This is a genomic window from Haemophilus haemolyticus (assembly GCF_003490595.1).
Taxonomy (GTDB): domain Bacteria; phylum Pseudomonadota; class Gammaproteobacteria; order Enterobacterales; family Pasteurellaceae; genus Haemophilus; species Haemophilus haemolyticus_L.
This window is the reverse complement of record NZ_QQGY01000004.1, coordinates 36,837-52,393: the sequence shown is the minus strand read 5'-3', so window position 1 is coordinate 52,393 and position 15,557 is coordinate 36,837. Positions and strand designations below refer to the sequence as shown.

Below are 15,557 nucleotides of genomic sequence, written 5' to 3'. Positions count from 1 at the left end.
AAGTAAAATACAGTACAATGGCAAGCAATTTTTACCGTGAAAAAGGATAATTCCATGGCGCGTAAACCCGCATCTTCACAAGATTTTGAAACAACGTTAGCGCAGTTAGAAAATATTGTTACACATTTGGAAAATGGCGATCTACCGTTAGAAGAAGCATTAAAAGAATTTGAACAAGGTGTGCAATTAGCTAAGCTAGGACAAGAACGTTTACAACAAGCAGAACAACGTATTCAGATCTTATTGCAAAAAACAGAAGATGCCCCACTGAATGATTATGAAGGGAATGCTTAATGGGTAACTTTTCTGAAGAATTACAACAGATTCAAACTCGTATTAACCACTTTTTAGAAGCTCAATTTGAGGGCATTGAAAGTCATAATGCACCTTTGCTTGACGCGATGAAATACGCATTATTACTTGGTGGTAAACGAGTTAGACCTTTTTTAGTTTACGCAACAGGACAAATGCTTGGCGCAGAGAAACAAACCTTAGATTACGCCGCTGCTGCTATTGAAGCCATTCATGCCTATTCTTTAATTCACGATGATTTACCTGCAATGGATGATGACAATCTACGTCGTGGACACCCTACTTGTCATATCCAATTTGATGAAGCTACGGCTATTCTTGCGGGCGATGCCCTTCAAAGTTTTGCTTTTGAAATGTTAACTAAAACGCCAAATATTTCTTCTGAACAAAAACTGGCTTTAGTTCAAATTTTAGCGCAAGGCTCTGGCGTACAAGGAATGTGCTTAGGGCAAAGTTTAGATCTTATCTCTGAGCACAAACAAATTAGTTTAAGTGAATTAGAATTAATCCATCGTAACAAAACGGGCGCATTGCTGATTGCTGCATTAAAATTAGGTTTTATTTGTTCTCCACATTTTGCCAACAAAACATTAGAACAATCCTTAACACAATATGCGGAAGCCATTGGGTTAGCCTTTCAAGTTCAAGATGATATTTTAGATATTGAGGGTGATAGCGCAGAAATTGGCAAACAAGTCGGCGCCGATCTTGATTTAGATAAAAGTACATATCCAAAATTACTTGGGTTAAGCGGCGCAAAACAAAAAGCGCAAGATCTATATCAAAGTGCTTTGTCTGAATTAGAAAAAATTCCTTTTGATACAACCGCACTTCGTGCATTAGCTGAATTCATTATTACTAGAAAAAGTTAATACCGACCGCATCAATGCTCACAAAGTGCGGTCAAAAATTATAACGTTTTTAAAATGACTAACAATATGAACAATTACCCCTTATTATCTTTGATTAATTCACCAGAAGATTTGCGTCTTTTAAATAAAGATCAGCTACCACAACTCTGCCAAGAATTACGCGGTTATCTTTTAGAATCTGTTAGTCAAACTAGCGGGCATTTAGCATCAGGTTTAGGCACTGTAGAGCTAACCGTTGCACTACATTACGTATATAAAACACCATTTGATCAGTTAATTTGGGATGTTGGACATCAAGCTTATCCCCACAAAATTTTAACCGGTCGTCGAGATCAAATGTCCACAATTCGCCAAAAAGACGGCATTCATCCTTTCCCTTGGCGTGAAGAAAGTGAATTTGACGTGTTAAGCGTTGGCCACTCATCTACTTCTATTAGTGCTGGATTAGGTATTGCAGTTGCCGCAGAACGAGAAAATGCAGGTAGAAAAACGGTATGCGTCATCGGTGATGGCGCAATTACTGCAGGAATGGCTTTTGAAGCGCTGAATCACGCAGGTTCTGTTCACACTGATATGTTGGTCATTTTAAATGATAATGAAATGTCTATTTCAGAGAATGTCGGTGCACTAAACAATCACCTTGCTCGAATTTTCTCAGGTTCTATCTACTCCACATTACGAGATGGAAGTAAAAAAATTCTCGATAAAGTTCCACCTGTAAAAAACTTTATGAAAAAAACCGAAGAACACATGAAAGGGGTGATGTTCTCACCAGAAAGTACATTATTTGAAGAACTCGGTTTTAATTATATTGGTCCAGTGGATGGGCATAATATTGACGAATTAGTGGCAACACTTACGAATATGCGTAATCTGAAAGGCCCACAATTTTTACATATAAAAACGAAAAAAGGTAAAGGATACGCGCCCGCAGAAAAAGATCCTATTGGTTTCCACGGCGTACCAAAATTTGACCCAATCAGTGGTGAATTGCCTAAACACAATACTAAGCCAACTTATTCGAAAATTTTTGGTGATTGGCTATGCGAAATGGCAGAAAAAGATTCCAAAATTATTGGTATCACACCTGCAATGCGTGAAGGCTCTGGCATGGTGGAGTTTTCTCAACGTTTTCCAGAACAATATTTTGATGTGGCAATTGCAGAGCAACACGCCGTCACGTTTGCTACTGGACTCGCTATTGGCGGATATAAACCTATCGTCGCAATTTACTCGACATTTTTACAACGTGCTTACGATCAATTAATTCACGATGTTGCCATTCAAAATCTTCCTGTGCTATTTGCGATTGATCGAGCAGGGATAGTTGGCGCTGATGGCCCAACACACCAAGGGGCATTTGATCTCAGCTTTATGCGTTGTATTCCAAATATGATTATCATGACACCAAGTGATGAAAATGAATGCCGTCAAATGCTCTATACAGGTTATCAATGTGGAAAACCTGCGGCTGTGCGTTATCCTCGCGGAAATGCCATTGGTGTTGAACTAACACCTTTAGAAATGCTTCCTATCGGTAAATCACGTTTAATTCGAGAAGGTCAAAAAATTGCGATTTTAAACTTTGGTACCCTTTTACCATCCTCGTTAGAGGCAGCAGAAAAACTTAATGCCACTGTTGTCGATATGCGTTTTGTGAAACCAATTGATATTGAGATGATTAATGTGCTTGCACAAACTCACGATTATTTAGTCACATTAGAAGAAAATGCCATTCAAGGTGGAGCGGGATCTGCAGTTGCGGAAGTGCTAAATTCATCAGGAAAATCAACCGCACTTTTACAGCTTGGTTTGCCAGATTATTTTATTCCACAAGCAACACAGCAAGAGGCCTTGAAAGATTTGGGATTAGATTCAAAAGGAATTGAAGAAAAAATTCTTTCTTTTATTCAGAAAACTCCAAATTAAAAAGGGCGGAATAATTCCGCCCATTCCTTAAATTTTAAAGTGCCGTCAAGATTAGATGTGTTTTCTAGTTTCTAAAGTAGAATAAAATCGTTTCTCAATATCATCTAATATCTGAACAGGATCAAGCTCTAATCCTTTACAATATTGAATAAATTCAAGAATATCTAGTCTTCGGTCACCTGTTTCTACTTTTCCAATAAATGACGCAAGCACGCCCATTTTTTTACCTAATGCACGCTGTGATAATCCTAAATCATTACGTCGTTGAATAAATAACTTTCTCAACCAAGTATGTTCAGCCGAATGAACTGATAATCTTAAATTTCCCATTGCACCTATTTTAGGTGCAATATATAATAAACCTGTTTTGGGGTTAAAATCTTAAAACATAACATTATTAACAATTTCAACAATGGAGAAATAAATATGGGATTCTGGGATGTTGTTGGTAGCGTAGCCAAAAGCGCGGCAAATTCTATTCAAGAAAGTGCAAATGAAATTAGAGAATTAAAAGAAGAAATGTCTAGAAAATCAGATAGGGAATTAGCTAACATTGCCATAAATAAAGATGGTAAAGCGAGAACTGTTGCTTATTCAGAACTAAAAAACCGTGGCTACACAGATATTTCAGAAATTAAACGAATACTGTAATTATTAAAAAAGAGGCTGCAGCCTCTTTTTTATTTTTAGATCATTAATCCACAATTCTTAAATGGGAAACTGATTTTGTTTTCTTTTTTTCTTCTCGCTTTTTAGGGGTATCTACTACTTCATGAAAACTAGTTGGTTGCTCTGTATCTGGCTCAGAATTAAGTTCATCGTAAACCTCTTCTGGCTCAAACATCACGCCATCACCATTTTCACGAGCATAGATCGCAAGCGCTGCGCCCATTGGGATATACAGCTCACGAGAAACACCTTTAAATCGGGCATTAAACTGGATGAAATCATTTGTAAGTTGTAAATTGCCCGTAGCATTAGCAGACAAGTTCAATACAATCTGCCCATCTTTTACATATTCGACAGGAACATTCACACCTAAGTAAGTCGCATCAACAACTAAATAAGGCGTGAAACTATTATCTACTAGCCAATCATAATAGGCGCGTAATAAATAAGGGCGCTTAGGGGAAGCTTTATATTCCATTACTTATCATCCATTAAATTTTTCGGTGCAGCCTCACCTACAGACTGCAAGAATGAATCCCGACTAAATACACGATCCATATATCCCTTAATAGGTTTACTACCTGGGCCTGTAAATTCCACGCCTAAATGTTTTAATTTCCATAACAATGGAGCAACATAACAATCCACTAAACCAAACTCTTCATTCATGAAATAAGGTGTTTGCTGGAAAACTGGTGTAATCGCTAAAAGTTCTTCTTTTAATTGTTTAAGCGCTTCAGCTTTTTCACTTTCTGTACCATTTTCTGCTTTCTTGAGAGTTGGATACCAATCTTGTTCAATTCGTAACATCAAAAGACGATCTTTTGCTCGAGAGACTGGATACACTTGCATTAATGGTGGATGCGGAAAACGCTCGTCAAGATATTCCATAATAATTCGCGAACTAAACAAAACAAGATCACGATCAACTAACGTAGGCACCGTAGCATATGGATTTAATTCCATTAAATCTTCTGGTAATGCTTGCAAATCAACTTCTTCGTTCTCATAAAGTACACCTTTTTCAGCTAAAACAATTTTTACCTGATGACAGTAAATATCATCTTTATTTGAAAAAAGAGTCATTACTGAACGTTTACTTGATGCGCTGGACATTTATTCCTCCGAAGATCCAAAAATATTCTATATTTTACAAGGGGTGTGTATTCTACCACAAAGCGTAAGTCATTTGCCAAACAATTCTTTTTTATTGTTTTATAATCAATAAGTTAGATAACAAAAAAGCAGAGATTTCTCTCTGCTTTTCTTTTTCGAAACGAAAATAAAAATTAACGTTTTGAGTATTGTGGACGACGACGTGCTTTGTGTAACCCCACTTTTTTACGTTCAACGCGACGTGCGTCACGAGTAACGAAACCAGCTGCACGAAGTGCTGGGCGTAATGTTTCATCGTATTCCATCAATGCACGAGTGATACCGTGACGGATTGCACCCGCTTGACCAGAAATACCACCACCTTTAACAGTGATGTATAGGTCTAATTTATCAGTTAACTCAACCAATTCTAATGGCTGACGTACTACCATGCGCGCAGTTTCACGGCCGAAGTAAACGTCTAATTCACGTTGGTTGATAGTGATTTTACCACTGCCCGGTTTGATAAATACACGAGCTGAAGAGCTTTTGCGGCGACCTGTGCCGTAGTTTTGATTCTCTGCCATTTTCTAAACCTCGTGATTAAATATCTAATACTTGTGGTTGTTGTGCAGCGTGTTGGTGTTCAGCACCCGCGTACACTTTTAATTTACGGAACATTGCACGGCCTAATGGACCTTTTGGCAACATACCTTTAACCGCAATTTCAATCACTGCTTCAGGACGGCGAGCGATCATTTCTTTGAAAGTCGCTTGTTTAATACCACCTACATAGCCAGTGTGCCAGTAGTAAAGTTTATCTGTTTCTTTACGACCAGTTACTGCCACTTTGTCTGCGTTGATAACGATGATGTAATCACCAGTATCTACGTGTGGAGTGTACTCAGCCTTGTGTTTACCACGAAGACGACGTGCTAATTCAGTCGCTAAACGACCTAAAGTTTTACCTGTCGCATCTACTACGTACCAGTCGCGTTTAACCGTTTCTGGTTTTGCTACAAAAGTTTTCATTAATTAATTACCAAAAATTAGTTTGATACCCAGTGTTCTTACGAACACAACCATTGATCTTAATCGCCACCCCTTCGAGTGAGATCTAGATAAAATAATGTACGATGGGAATTCGCACATTTACAGGGTCGGTGTATTATACATATTTATTTCATTAATGCTAATTTTTTATGCAATATTTTAGTATTTTTGATGAAACCTATTTACATTAACTAAATTAATGTTTTTAATGAATTTATTAAAATTGACTCATACATAAAGTTATTTTATTGTTAACTCAAATATCATCATACTAGCTATAGGAATTTTTATGAGCTACGCTAAAGAAATTGACACGCTTAATCAGCACATCGCTGACTTCAATAAAAAAATTAATGTTTCTTTTGAATTTTTCCCACCTAAAAATGAAAAAATGGAAACGCTTTTATGGGATTCGATTCATCGTTTAAAAGTGTTAAAACCTAAATTCGTTTCTGTTACTTATGGCGCAAACTCTGGAGAACGTGACCGCACTCATAGCATTGTAAAAGCAATCAAACAAGAAACTGGATTAGAAGCGGCTCCGCATTTAACTGGTATTGATGCCACACCTGAAGAATTAAAACAAATTGCTAAAGATTACTGGAATAGTGGTATTCGTCGCATCGTTGCATTACGCGGTGACGAACCAAAAGGATATGCTAAAAAATCATTTTATGCGTCAGATCTTGTAGAATTACTCCGTTCTGTCGCTGATTTTGATATTTCTGTAGCAGCTTATCCAGAAGTTCATCCAGAAGCAAAATCAGCACAAGCAGACTTGATTAATTTAAAACGTAAAATTGATGCAGGTGCAAATCATGTTATCACTCAATTTTTCTTTGATATTGAAAGCTACCTACGTTTCCGTGATCGTTGTGCATCAATTGGTATTGATACTGAAATCGTGCCCGGCATTTTACCTGTAACTAACTTTAACCAATTACAAAAAATGGCTTCTTTCACTAATGTGAAAATTCCTGCATGGCTTGTTAACGCTTATGAAGGGTTAGACGATGATCAAACTACTCGTAATCTTGTAGCAGCTAGTGTTGCAATGGATATGGTGAAAATTTTATCTCGCGAAGGAGTGAATGACTTCCATTTCTATACGCTAAATCGTAGTGAACTAACTTATGCAATTTGTCATATGTTAGGTGTAAGACCAGAATAACTCAAAGATAAGATATCTTTCTTCCATGAAATAAGGGCGTTATTTACGCCCTTATTTAAATATAAAAAACTTTAACCGCACTTTATTATTTGACTAACTCTGTTTGCATATACATTAATCGATCAATATCCGTCAAATAATGTCCCAATTCTTGCTCTTCTGGTTTATGCAAATAAGGAATTTTACCTAAAAGCGGAGCATCAATATGCTCAACAAGCAAATCAACAATTTCTGCATAATGGCTTAATAATGGATTAACACGGTTAGCTATCCAGCCCAATAACGGCACGCCTAGCTGTTGAATCGCTTGCACAGTTAACAACGCGTGATTCACACAACCGTCTTTAATGCCAACCACAAGAACCACAGGCATTTTTCGTTGAGCAACCCAATCAGCAAAACTTTTTCCTTCCGCCATTGGAGTCATTAAACCAAACGAGCCCTCAACCACTACAGACTGATAATTTTGATTTAATCGAGTTAAATCATGATTAATTTTATCTAACTTAATACGCGTCCTATCTTGTGTCAGCATCGGTGCGCTATGGCTAAAGGTATAACTATTAATATCCTTGTAGGACACATTTTCTTTGGTTGAATCCATTAATGTTAATACATCTGAATTTGATAAATTATCATAATCTGATGTATTTTCTTCTTGCATCGCAGGGTAAATACTTTCCTCACCGCAACAAGCAATGGGTTTATAGCCAACCACTTGCACACCTTGTTTTTGCAAGGCTTGAATAATCGCACGGGTTGCCGTGGTTTTTCCCACATTTGTATCTGTCCCCGCAACAAAAAAGCCACTCATTTTTCTCTCCTTTAAAAAGTGCGGTGGATTTTAAAAGAATTTTTCCTTTAAAAATTTGAGATAACGCAAATTTTCTCTTTTTCGTATCAAAAATAAACAATTTATTTGATCTTACTCAAGCTATTAAATAAACCATCATCTTGTTTTGGTATTTGCAAATAAAATCCTTGTTGTTTAATTTTTTCTAATACCTCATTACAATCTACATTATGTAGAGGCTTGCTTCCCAGTAAATTAAACATCATCACTAATTCTGGTTTTCCAAAGTGACTCAGTAACACTTCTGGCACTTGAGAAAAATCCTCTCTTTTCGCAATATACAGATAGCTCCCTGGTTTCTTTTTACTTTTATAAATTGCACATAACATATTTTGTTTTCCTAAATAAAAAATCCCTATTAAATTTCTTTAACAGGGATTTTATCATTTAAATTGATTAAAGCATTATTTTGCTGCTTCTTTTACTGCATCAGCTGCTTGAGTTGCTTTTTCAGAAACTGCATCTTTAACTTCAGTCATTTTAGAAGTAGCAGCATCTTTCATCGCATCCATTTTTGATGATGCAGCGTCTTTCATTGCATCAATTTTAGAGGTTGCTGCATCTTTCATTTCGCTTACTTTAGCTGCTGCAGCATCTTTTACTTGTTCAACTTGTGCCATTGCTGCATCTTTAACTTCAGCAGCTTTCTCTACTGCAGTGTTTTTCACTTCAGTTGAAGCTTGTTTAGCTGCATCTTTAACATCAGCAACAGCATTAGTTGCTGCGTCTTTTGCTTCAGAAACCATTGATGTTGCTGCTTGTTTAGCTGCGTCAACTTTTTGTGCAGCTTCTTCTTTATCGAAACAACCAGTTACCGCTAAAGCTGAACCTAAAACTAATGCTAGTGTTAATTTTTTCATAATTTTCTCCATAGAATAAATCTTGATTACGGCAAAGCCCTATTGCTTTGATGTGGCGTAGTTTACGGAAATTTTATTAAAAGAAAATAGCTAATACAAAAATTTACATTTCTGATAAATATATAAGTGTAAAAAATAGCATTAACACATTGATATTAAATATATTTAAAAAAGTTCCATAGAAAAATTTTATTTTTTGTAAAGAAATGTATATGAATATATGTTTTAGATTTAATCAATCTTATAAATTTCTCTAGATGCTTGATGTATCAATATTTCTGATTTATTACCATCCCATAATAATTGAGCAATCGTTGCAGGATAAAATGGTATTGGATTTCGTTTTCCATACAGTTCAGCAACAATTTCTCCAACTAAAGGTAAATGAGAAATAATCAATACAGACTTAACCCCACCATGTTTCAGCACTTCTAAATAATCAATGACTAAATTAGCATTGCCATAAGGGGTTATTCCCTCCCAAGTTTCAAGTTTATTTTCTAACTCCAAATCAAACGCTTGATTAACTTGATGAAAGGTTTCTTGAGCTCTGACATAAGGGCTCACTAAAATACGGTCTAGTGAATTAATTAATAGCGTACTTAAATGCTGTTTTAACCATTCTCCTTGAGAAAAAGCTTGTTTAATACCATAAGCAGTTAAGCGACGAGCTTTATCACTATTAGCCATTACTTCAGCCTCGCCATGACGCATAATAAAAATATTCATTTTGCTTTCCTAAGTATTTGATAAAAATAAACCGCACTAAATAAAGTGCGGTTAAAAAATTAATGAGACTTAACTGCTTCTGCAATTTCTTCTGCACATTGTTGTGCAAGTGCTGCATCTTGGCATTCCACCATAACGCGAATAAGTGGCTCCGTACCCGATTTACGTAATAAAATACGACCTTTGCCTTCTAAACGTTTTTCAACGTCTGCGGCAACAGATTTTACAGCGTCACTTTCAAGTGGATTATCCCCACCTGCAAAACGTACATTAATTAACACTTGTGGGAATAATTTAACTGCACTTGCTAATTCATTTAAGGATAATTTATGCTGTGCCATCGCCGCCAATACAGCTAATGATGCAACAATGCCATCACCCGTTGTATTCTTATCCGCAATGATAATATGTCCAGAATTCTCACCACCAAGCGTCCAATCATTTTCAACCATTTTTTCTAATACGTAACGGTCACCTACATTTGCACGTAAGAAAGGAACACCAAGCATTTTCAACTCAATCTCTAAGCTCATATTACTCATTAATGTGCCAACGACACCGCCTTTTAATTGACCTGAGCGCAATGCTTCACGTGCAATAATAAAGAGAATTTGGTCGCCATCGACTTTATTTCCTAAATGATCGACCATCATAATGCGGTCACCATCGCCATCATAAGCTAAGCCAACATCAGCTTTCGTTTCAACTACTTTGGCTTGCAATGCTGTCACATCAGTTGCGCCACATTTTTCATTAATGTTCAAACCATTTGGATCTGTACCAATTTCAATGACTTCCGCACCAAGCTCTCTCAATACATTAGGAGCAATATGGTAGGTTGCACCATTTGCACAATCTACCACAATCTTATAACCTTCCAAGCCTAAATGAGCGGGGAATGTACCTTTACAAAACTCAATGTAGCGTCCTGCTGCATCATTAATACGACTTGCTTTACCTAATTCGGCAGATTCCACACAATCCATCGGTTGCTCTAACATCACTTCAATGGCTTCTTCAATTTCATCAGGTAATTTAGTTCCTTTTGCTGAAAAGAATTTAATGCCATTATCATAATAAGGATTATGAGAGGCTGAGATCACGATACCCGCTTCAGCACGAAAAGTTCTGGTCAAATAAGCAATAGCAGGTGTAGGCATAGGGCCAGTAAATGCAGCAGATAAACCCGCAGCAGCCAAACCTGCTTCAAGGGCTGATTCCAACATATATCCAGAAATTCGGGTGTCTTTACCGATTAAAACCATTTTAGAACCTTGAGAAGCCAATACTTTTCCCGCAGCCCAGCCTAATTTTAATGCGAAATCTGGTGTAATTGGATAACTACCTACTTTTCCACGTACACCATCTGTTCCAAAATATTTACGATTTGCCATAATACAATTCCTTTAATTTTTTTATAAAACCATCAGGCATTTTCTGTTGCCTGCCAAACTTTGAGCATATCTGATGTTGCAGCAACATCATGTACGCGTAAAATTTTTGCACCTTTTTGCGCTGCAATAAGCGCACCTGCCGCACTACCTATCACTCTCTGATCGACGGGTTTATCAAGCACCGCACCAATCATTGATTTGCGAGATAATCCCGCTAACACAGGATATCCACTATGACAAAATTCATTCAGATTTTGTAATAATTGATAATTATGCTGTACAGACTTACCAAAACAAAATCCCATGTCCCAAATTAAGTTTTCTTTTTTAACACCAGCAGAAAGACATTCATTAGTACGTTTCTGTAAAAAAGCGAATACATCTTGTACGACATTCTCATAATGAGGATTTGCCTGCATCGTTCTAGGTTGCCCTTGCATATGCATGATACAAACAGGTAAAGCTAGTTTTACTGCGGTTTCTAACGCATTTGGCTCTTGCAAAGCACGAATATCATTAATCAAATCCATTCCAACACTTGCTGCTTCACGCATCACAACTGCTTTTGAAGAATCGACAGAAATCCAGCAATCAAAACGGCTTCGCACCGCCTCCACTACTGGCACAACACGATGCAATTCTTCTTGTTCAGAGACTTCATCCGCATCATTATAAAGGAATGACGGACGCGTAGATTCACCACCAATATCAATAATTGTCGCCCCTTCTTCCAACATTTTTTCAACTTGAAAAAGCGCTTTATCTAGACTAAAAAACTGTCCTCTATCAGAAAAAGAATCAGGCGTAAAATTAAGGATCCCCATAATTTGAGGAACGCTTAAATCAAGACATTTATTATTTGCGTAAAGTTTCATAAAGTGCGGTTAATTTTTAGAGTGATTTTGGTGAGCAATTATAGCAAAATACATCCAAGAAAAAAATCATTAAGAAAAAATAAAGCCTTTCCGAAGAAAGGCTATTAACATAGAACGTAGAATGATTTATCTCAACTAGTTAAATTAGAAGCTGTATCTTAATCCTAAATTAACTTGCCAATCTTGTCTAATTAGATGTTTATTAGAACGCTGAACATCCAAGTAAATCTGTCTTCCTTTTTTCTTATTTTCATGGCTGATACCTACTCCGTAATTAAACCAATCATCCTTATTATTCATTTCTATTTTAGCTGTATTTAGATCATTAAGGACTGAGCCTAAAAATTCCTTATTATACATAAGCTTAATATAAGGGCTTAACACACTATCGCCATAAAAATCTAATCCAGCTCTAAATCCAATACGTCCAATTAAACTATTTGAATTTTTAGTCATTGATTTCAAACCATTTGAAGAGCGAAGTGTATAATCATCTACAAATTGATAAATCAATTGCATTTCAGGTTGAATATAAAATGCTTTTTCTTTTTTCTGTAAAAGATAAGATCTTTTTCCAGTCTCAATAGATAATAAGTAAGAATTAATATTTGCATTATTTGATTTAATATTTTCATTAGAATAATTCACAATGTCGTATTTTCCTTTATACCGCATCATCTTACCGACTAAATCGATGTAAATATCATTATTTTTATTTAACCAGGTAGAATAAATACCAATGCCTTTACCTGATATTTTTGTTTTACCTTCAAAACGTTTAGGGTATGTGGAAGCATTTAGATTCTCGACTGAAATTCCGTTGTAATTAATCCAATTATTTCTTAAATTCAACCAATCAAAACCGGCTTTAATTCCCCAATAATGAGTATTAAAACTACCGATGGTGTCATTGGCAAAACTTGTATATTTTCCATTAACATGTTTAATCCAAGCATTATGAGGTTTTAAATCTGTTTTATCAAAATGGATTTCCCCAAGTCGCTGAACTAATGTTTCTGTATTTAATAAGTTAATTTGATAGATTGTGTTACTAAAACTTAGGCTACTTTCTGCCCCTGGCGTCAATTTGCCCTTACCATCGTCCTCATAAGGGAATAGATACCAGTTATTTACATTCGCATCATTAATAGAAACAATTTTAGAGTCAGTGGCTCTACCTAATGTATATAGGTATGCACCTTTTTCTATGACAGCTTTAGGATGGCTAGGCTTTTTATCATCTGTAAGAACCGATACATGATTATCTTCATTAAGTAATGAAAATACCGCCTTGTGATCCTCTGGTTTTCCTAGACTTTCCACTAGTTGCAACACTTCTGTACCCGTAGATTTGGAATCTGCCATATTTTGGAAATGAATGCCATGTTCCCCTTCACTGCTAGAATTGATGGTGAGTTTATCGGTATCGCCTGACCCCACATTGCCAGCCATATGGAGTACACCACCCGTTCCCGTTAGGGTATCCACAGTTAAGGAAAGAGGTACCTCAGTATCGCCAAATCGAACTTCTCCCGCATTGGATAGATCCAATCGATTGATGTTAGAATTACCAGTCATTTCCCAATAATTGCCACCATCTACTTTCACATGGATATTACCAGTACCTGTGTTGTCCGCTTTACCAATGAGATAGGAGTCCTTCGTCAATAGGTTAACATCAACTGTACCTCCATTCGCAGCAAATACATTACCCACTATGGTTGTCGTATCCTTGCCCGACACAGTAATACTCGTATTCTTGCCACCTGCTACCAAGGCAGGGTCCGTTGGATTCCCATCGATGTTTAACTTTTTATTGAAAGTTATAGTATTCGCATTCGTATCACTATCTGCATCAGTTCTCGCCAGTACACCTATTTTCGAACTTCCACTACCACGCATGACAATTGACACATCACCATTAAACGTAGTATTCGTTATATTATTCGCATTACTATGTATTTGTGAGATGCCAGTGCCTGAACCCTCTGTATCCACCTTAATCGCTAACGATGAATCTGCATCAGAGTTTATGGTTGTACCTGCTCCAGTATTCGCTTTATCTTTTTCAATACGTATGCCATATCCATTCGCCATCGCCTCAGTGACAATACTGTTGTTGCCTTTCCAATGAATGGAGTTGCTACCAGTCCCCGCTTTTCTTGCACTCACCAAGTTCAAGCCATAAGCGTAGGCTCCTTTTGTAGTGATATTCGTAGTATCTAAGGTGACTGTATTTGTGCCTTGATTCTCAGATCCTATATCAATACTTCTAGCCACGTAGTTGGAGGCTGTTTTCATATCACTATGGGTGAGCTTCACTATATTCTCGCCATTGACAGCGCTCATTTTCACGCCATAGACCCACGGTTTACCAGTAGATGTAGAGTCTGTGGTAACAGTTGTATTCTGTAGATCTACCAAGTTTTTACTACGTTCTTCATTGGAATTGGCGGTATTTGTTGTATCACTCAAACTAGCGTTTACTTCAATGCCATATACTTCATCTTTACCGGTTGTGGAAATGTTATTCTTATCACCGGAAAGGGTGATTCGATTTTCTCCGTGAGAATCAGCATTGATATACATACCCCACACAGTACCACCTGCGCTCTTTGTAACTAAATCCGTATTCGCCTTCAAATTAAACTCGGAGAAACCATAATTTTCCGTATCCGCATTGACATGTAATGTATCCTTTGTGTTATTCGTCGATTCATTAGTTATAGTAGATACAAAGTTCTTTCCTTCTTTTGATGCCACGTGAACACCACCATGATAGTTCACATTAGATAAAAAGCGCATCTCAGTATCTGTATTGCCTGAGATATGACTCGTCACATTTCCATCAAAGGTAAGGCTAGATCCGCCGGTTTCTGCATCAATCGTATCCTTAGTAGAAACAGTGCGGTATCGGTTTTCTCCATTGTTTTCTAGACGGAACGCTGCCACCTCCAAATTATTTGTAGTGGACTCCATATGCATGGTCAAATCATCATGAAAATGCACATGAGATTCTCCCCCTTGATTCGTTTGTTGAAAGAATCCATTCACACGCTTTTCATAGGACTTTAAATTTCCTGGATTAATCGTTTGCGCGTGGGTATCCATAGTCACTTTCTTTAAAAAGTTCACCGTAGACACTGGCTTCGTCACGTCCCCCGAACCTTGTCCGACCACTTTTACCACATTGAACATAGGATAAAATTTTCCATGATATGTTTTATGGGTTGTAATATTGAAATTTGTATTCGCATCAAAATTAAGAATCGTTTCTGACCGATCAACCAGCTTACTGTTGGAGTTATACACATGTACCCCATCTTGCCAATCAATGGAGGTGCCATCATCTACATGAATGAAATGAATCGTCCCTTCCGATGCTATTGTCGTTTCCGTAGTTGGTTTCGTCCGAATGTCATTCGGAGCAGTCATATTTCGATTTGTGATAATTTCATTAACTGTATCACTACCACTTATATACTTAGTTTTAGTCCCCAAGATAGTGCCATCAGCATAATTATAATCATACTTAATTTTTGTAGCGCTATTTTCAGTAATGGTGCCCCCATTCTTAGCTAATTTCTCACCGAGGGAAATCGTATCTACCGTTTTCCAATCATTCTTTGTAGTTGTATTAGGCGTGTATTCCTCAGCACGGGTCACCAATGATGTGAACATAAATGAATACAGTAATATATTTGTATTTTTCATAATATGATTCTCTCTTGAATAAATTGACTAA

The 15,557-nt window shown here is 36.9% G+C and carries 17 protein-coding genes; 5 read left to right on the top strand and 12 right to left on the bottom strand.

Annotated features, from left to right (window positions below):
• The first annotated feature begins 54 nt into the window (after nucleotides 1-54).
• Genes xseB through dxs form a run of 3 tightly spaced genes read left to right on the top strand, consistent with a single transcriptional unit; the run spans nucleotide 55 to nucleotide 3,113 of the window.
• Complete coding sequence (gene xseB / locus DV415_RS03945; RefSeq protein WP_005628882.1) at nucleotides 55-294, top strand: exodeoxyribonuclease VII small subunit; 240 nt, start codon at nucleotides 55-57, stop codon at nucleotides 292-294.
• On the top strand, nucleotides 294-1,184 hold the full coding sequence (ispA, locus tag DV415_RS03940; RefSeq protein ID WP_118790073.1) for a (2E,6E)-farnesyl diphosphate synthase: 891 nt from the start codon (nucleotides 294-296) through the stop codon (nucleotides 1,182-1,184). Before xseB ends, ispA begins: the two co-directional genes overlap by 1 nt.
• Before the next feature lie 54 nt (nucleotides 1,185-1,238).
• The gene (gene dxs, locus DV415_RS03935) at nucleotides 1,239-3,113 is read left to right on the top strand and encodes a 1-deoxy-D-xylulose-5-phosphate synthase (protein WP_118790072.1); all 1,875 of its coding nucleotides are present in this window, start codon (nucleotides 1,239-1,241) and stop codon (nucleotides 3,111-3,113) included.
• A gap of 51 nt (nucleotides 3,114-3,164) precedes the next feature.
• Here dxs and DV415_RS03930 read toward each other — a convergent pair whose 3' ends face one another.
• Entirely contained in the window at nucleotides 3,165-3,443 is a 279-nt protein-coding gene (locus tag DV415_RS03930; RefSeq protein WP_105880628.1) for a helix-turn-helix domain-containing protein, read from the bottom strand.
• A gap of 96 nt (nucleotides 3,444-3,539) precedes the next feature.
• Here DV415_RS03930 and DV415_RS03925 point away from each other — a divergent pair, with 96 nt between their 5' ends.
• Nucleotides 3,540-3,764 (top strand): hypothetical protein, encoded by a 225-nt coding sequence (locus DV415_RS03925; RefSeq protein ID WP_118775893.1) that lies wholly within the window; start codon nucleotides 3,540-3,542, stop codon nucleotides 3,762-3,764.
• Nucleotides 3,765-3,807: 43 nt separating this feature from the next.
• Here DV415_RS03925 and DV415_RS03920 read toward each other — a convergent pair whose 3' ends face one another.
• From DV415_RS03920 to rplM, 4 genes are all read right to left on the bottom strand, one after another.
• Nucleotides 3,808-4,260, bottom strand: coding sequence for a ClpXP protease specificity-enhancing factor (locus DV415_RS03920; RefSeq protein ID WP_118790071.1), 453 nt, complete (start codon nucleotides 4,258-4,260; stop codon nucleotides 3,808-3,810).
• The gene (sspA, locus tag DV415_RS03915; RefSeq protein ID WP_005633569.1) at nucleotides 4,260-4,898 is read right to left on the bottom strand and encodes a stringent starvation protein SspA; all 639 of its coding nucleotides are present in this window, start codon (nucleotides 4,896-4,898) and stop codon (nucleotides 4,260-4,262) included. The genes DV415_RS03920 and sspA overlap by 1 nt, the downstream gene beginning before the upstream one ends.
• Nucleotides 4,899-5,071: 173 nt before the next feature.
• Nucleotides 5,072-5,464, bottom strand: a complete 393-nt coding sequence (gene rpsI, locus DV415_RS03910; protein ID WP_005631594.1) for a 30S ribosomal protein S9 — start codon at nucleotides 5,462-5,464, stop codon at nucleotides 5,072-5,074.
• Between the two features lie 16 nt (nucleotides 5,465-5,480).
• Nucleotides 5,481-5,909, bottom strand: a complete 429-nt coding sequence (gene rplM / locus DV415_RS03905; protein WP_005628896.1) for a 50S ribosomal protein L13 — start codon at nucleotides 5,907-5,909, stop codon at nucleotides 5,481-5,483.
• Nucleotides 5,910-6,219: 310 nt separating this feature from the next.
• Between rplM and metF the strand changes: the two genes are divergently transcribed.
• Nucleotides 6,220-7,101 (top strand): methylenetetrahydrofolate reductase, encoded by an 882-nt coding sequence (metF, locus tag DV415_RS03900; RefSeq protein ID WP_118790070.1) that lies wholly within the window; start codon nucleotides 6,220-6,222, stop codon nucleotides 7,099-7,101.
• Between the two features lie 85 nt (nucleotides 7,102-7,186).
• On the opposite strand, the gene bioD is transcribed toward metF, so the two are convergent.
• From bioD to DV415_RS03865, 7 genes are all read right to left on the bottom strand, one after another.
• Nucleotides 7,187-7,915: a dethiobiotin synthase gene (gene bioD / locus DV415_RS03895; protein ID WP_118790069.1), complete on the bottom strand. Its 729-nt coding sequence runs from the start codon at nucleotides 7,913-7,915 to the stop codon at nucleotides 7,187-7,189.
• Between the two features lie 101 nt (nucleotides 7,916-8,016).
• Complete coding sequence (locus DV415_RS03890; protein WP_118790068.1) at nucleotides 8,017-8,283, bottom strand: YcgL domain-containing protein; 267 nt, start codon at nucleotides 8,281-8,283, stop codon at nucleotides 8,017-8,019.
• A gap of 75 nt (nucleotides 8,284-8,358) precedes the next feature.
• A complete protein-coding gene (locus DV415_RS03885) occupies nucleotides 8,359-8,826 on the bottom strand; it encodes a hypothetical protein (protein WP_118790067.1) in 468 nt (155 codons plus the stop codon).
• Between the two features lie 219 nt (nucleotides 8,827-9,045).
• Entirely contained in the window at nucleotides 9,046-9,543 is a 498-nt protein-coding gene (gene sixA, locus DV415_RS03880; RefSeq protein WP_118790066.1) for a phosphohistidine phosphatase SixA, read from the bottom strand.
• A gap of 59 nt (nucleotides 9,544-9,602) precedes the next feature.
• Complete coding sequence (glmM, locus tag DV415_RS03875) at nucleotides 9,603-10,937, bottom strand: phosphoglucosamine mutase (RefSeq protein WP_118790065.1); 1,335 nt, start codon at nucleotides 10,935-10,937, stop codon at nucleotides 9,603-9,605.
• Between the two features lie 32 nt (nucleotides 10,938-10,969).
• On the bottom strand, nucleotides 10,970-11,812 hold the full coding sequence (folP, locus tag DV415_RS03870; protein ID WP_048951942.1) for a dihydropteroate synthase: 843 nt from the start codon (nucleotides 11,810-11,812) through the stop codon (nucleotides 10,970-10,972).
• Between the two features lie 144 nt (nucleotides 11,813-11,956).
• A complete protein-coding gene (locus DV415_RS03865) occupies nucleotides 11,957-15,526 on the bottom strand; it encodes an autotransporter outer membrane beta-barrel domain-containing protein (protein ID WP_118791569.1) in 3,570 nt (1,189 codons plus the stop codon).
• Nucleotides 15,527-15,557: the final 31 nt, after the last annotated feature.

Coding starts and splice junctions, on each gene's coding strand:
- metF (WP_118790070.1), top strand. CDS start 6,220: ATGAGCTACGCTAAAGAAATTGACACGCTTAATCAGCACATCGCTGAC.
- rpsI (WP_005631594.1), bottom strand. CDS start 5,464: ATGGCAGAGAATCAAAACTACGGCACAGGTCGCCGCAAAAGCTCTTCA.
- DV415_RS03865 (WP_118791569.1), bottom strand. CDS start 15,526: ATGAAAAATACAAATATATTACTGTATTCATTTATGTTCACATCATTG.
- sixA (WP_118790066.1), bottom strand. CDS start 9,543: ATGAATATTTTTATTATGCGTCATGGCGAGGCTGAAGTAATGGCTAAT.
- folP (WP_048951942.1), bottom strand. CDS start 11,812: ATGAAACTTTACGCAAATAATAAATGTCTTGATTTAAGCGTTCCTCAA.
- DV415_RS03930 (WP_105880628.1), bottom strand. CDS start 3,443: ATGGGAAATTTAAGATTATCAGTTCATTCGGCTGAACATACTTGGTTG.
- rplM (WP_005628896.1), bottom strand. CDS start 5,909: ATGAAAACTTTTGTAGCAAAACCAGAAACGGTTAAACGCGACTGGTAC.
- ispA (WP_118790073.1), top strand. CDS start 294: ATGGGTAACTTTTCTGAAGAATTACAACAGATTCAAACTCGTATTAAC.
- sspA (WP_005633569.1), bottom strand. CDS start 4,898: ATGTCCAGCGCATCAAGTAAACGTTCAGTAATGACTCTTTTTTCAAAT.
- DV415_RS03890 (WP_118790068.1), bottom strand. CDS start 8,283: ATGTTATGTGCAATTTATAAAAGTAAAAAGAAACCAGGGAGCTATCTG.
- bioD (WP_118790069.1), bottom strand. CDS start 7,915: ATGAGTGGCTTTTTTGTTGCGGGGACAGATACAAATGTGGGAAAAACC.
- DV415_RS03885 (WP_118790067.1), bottom strand. CDS start 8,826: ATGGAGAAAATTATGAAAAAATTAACACTAGCATTAGTTTTAGGTTCA.
- xseB (WP_005628882.1), top strand. CDS start 55: ATGGCGCGTAAACCCGCATCTTCACAAGATTTTGAAACAACGTTAGCG.
- DV415_RS03925 (WP_118775893.1), top strand. CDS start 3,540: ATGGGATTCTGGGATGTTGTTGGTAGCGTAGCCAAAAGCGCGGCAAAT.
- DV415_RS03920 (WP_118790071.1), bottom strand. CDS start 4,260: ATGGAATATAAAGCTTCCCCTAAGCGCCCTTATTTATTACGCGCCTAT.
- dxs (WP_118790072.1), top strand. CDS start 1,239: ATGACTAACAATATGAACAATTACCCCTTATTATCTTTGATTAATTCA.
- glmM (WP_118790065.1), bottom strand. CDS start 10,937: ATGGCAAATCGTAAATATTTTGGAACAGATGGTGTACGTGGAAAAGTA.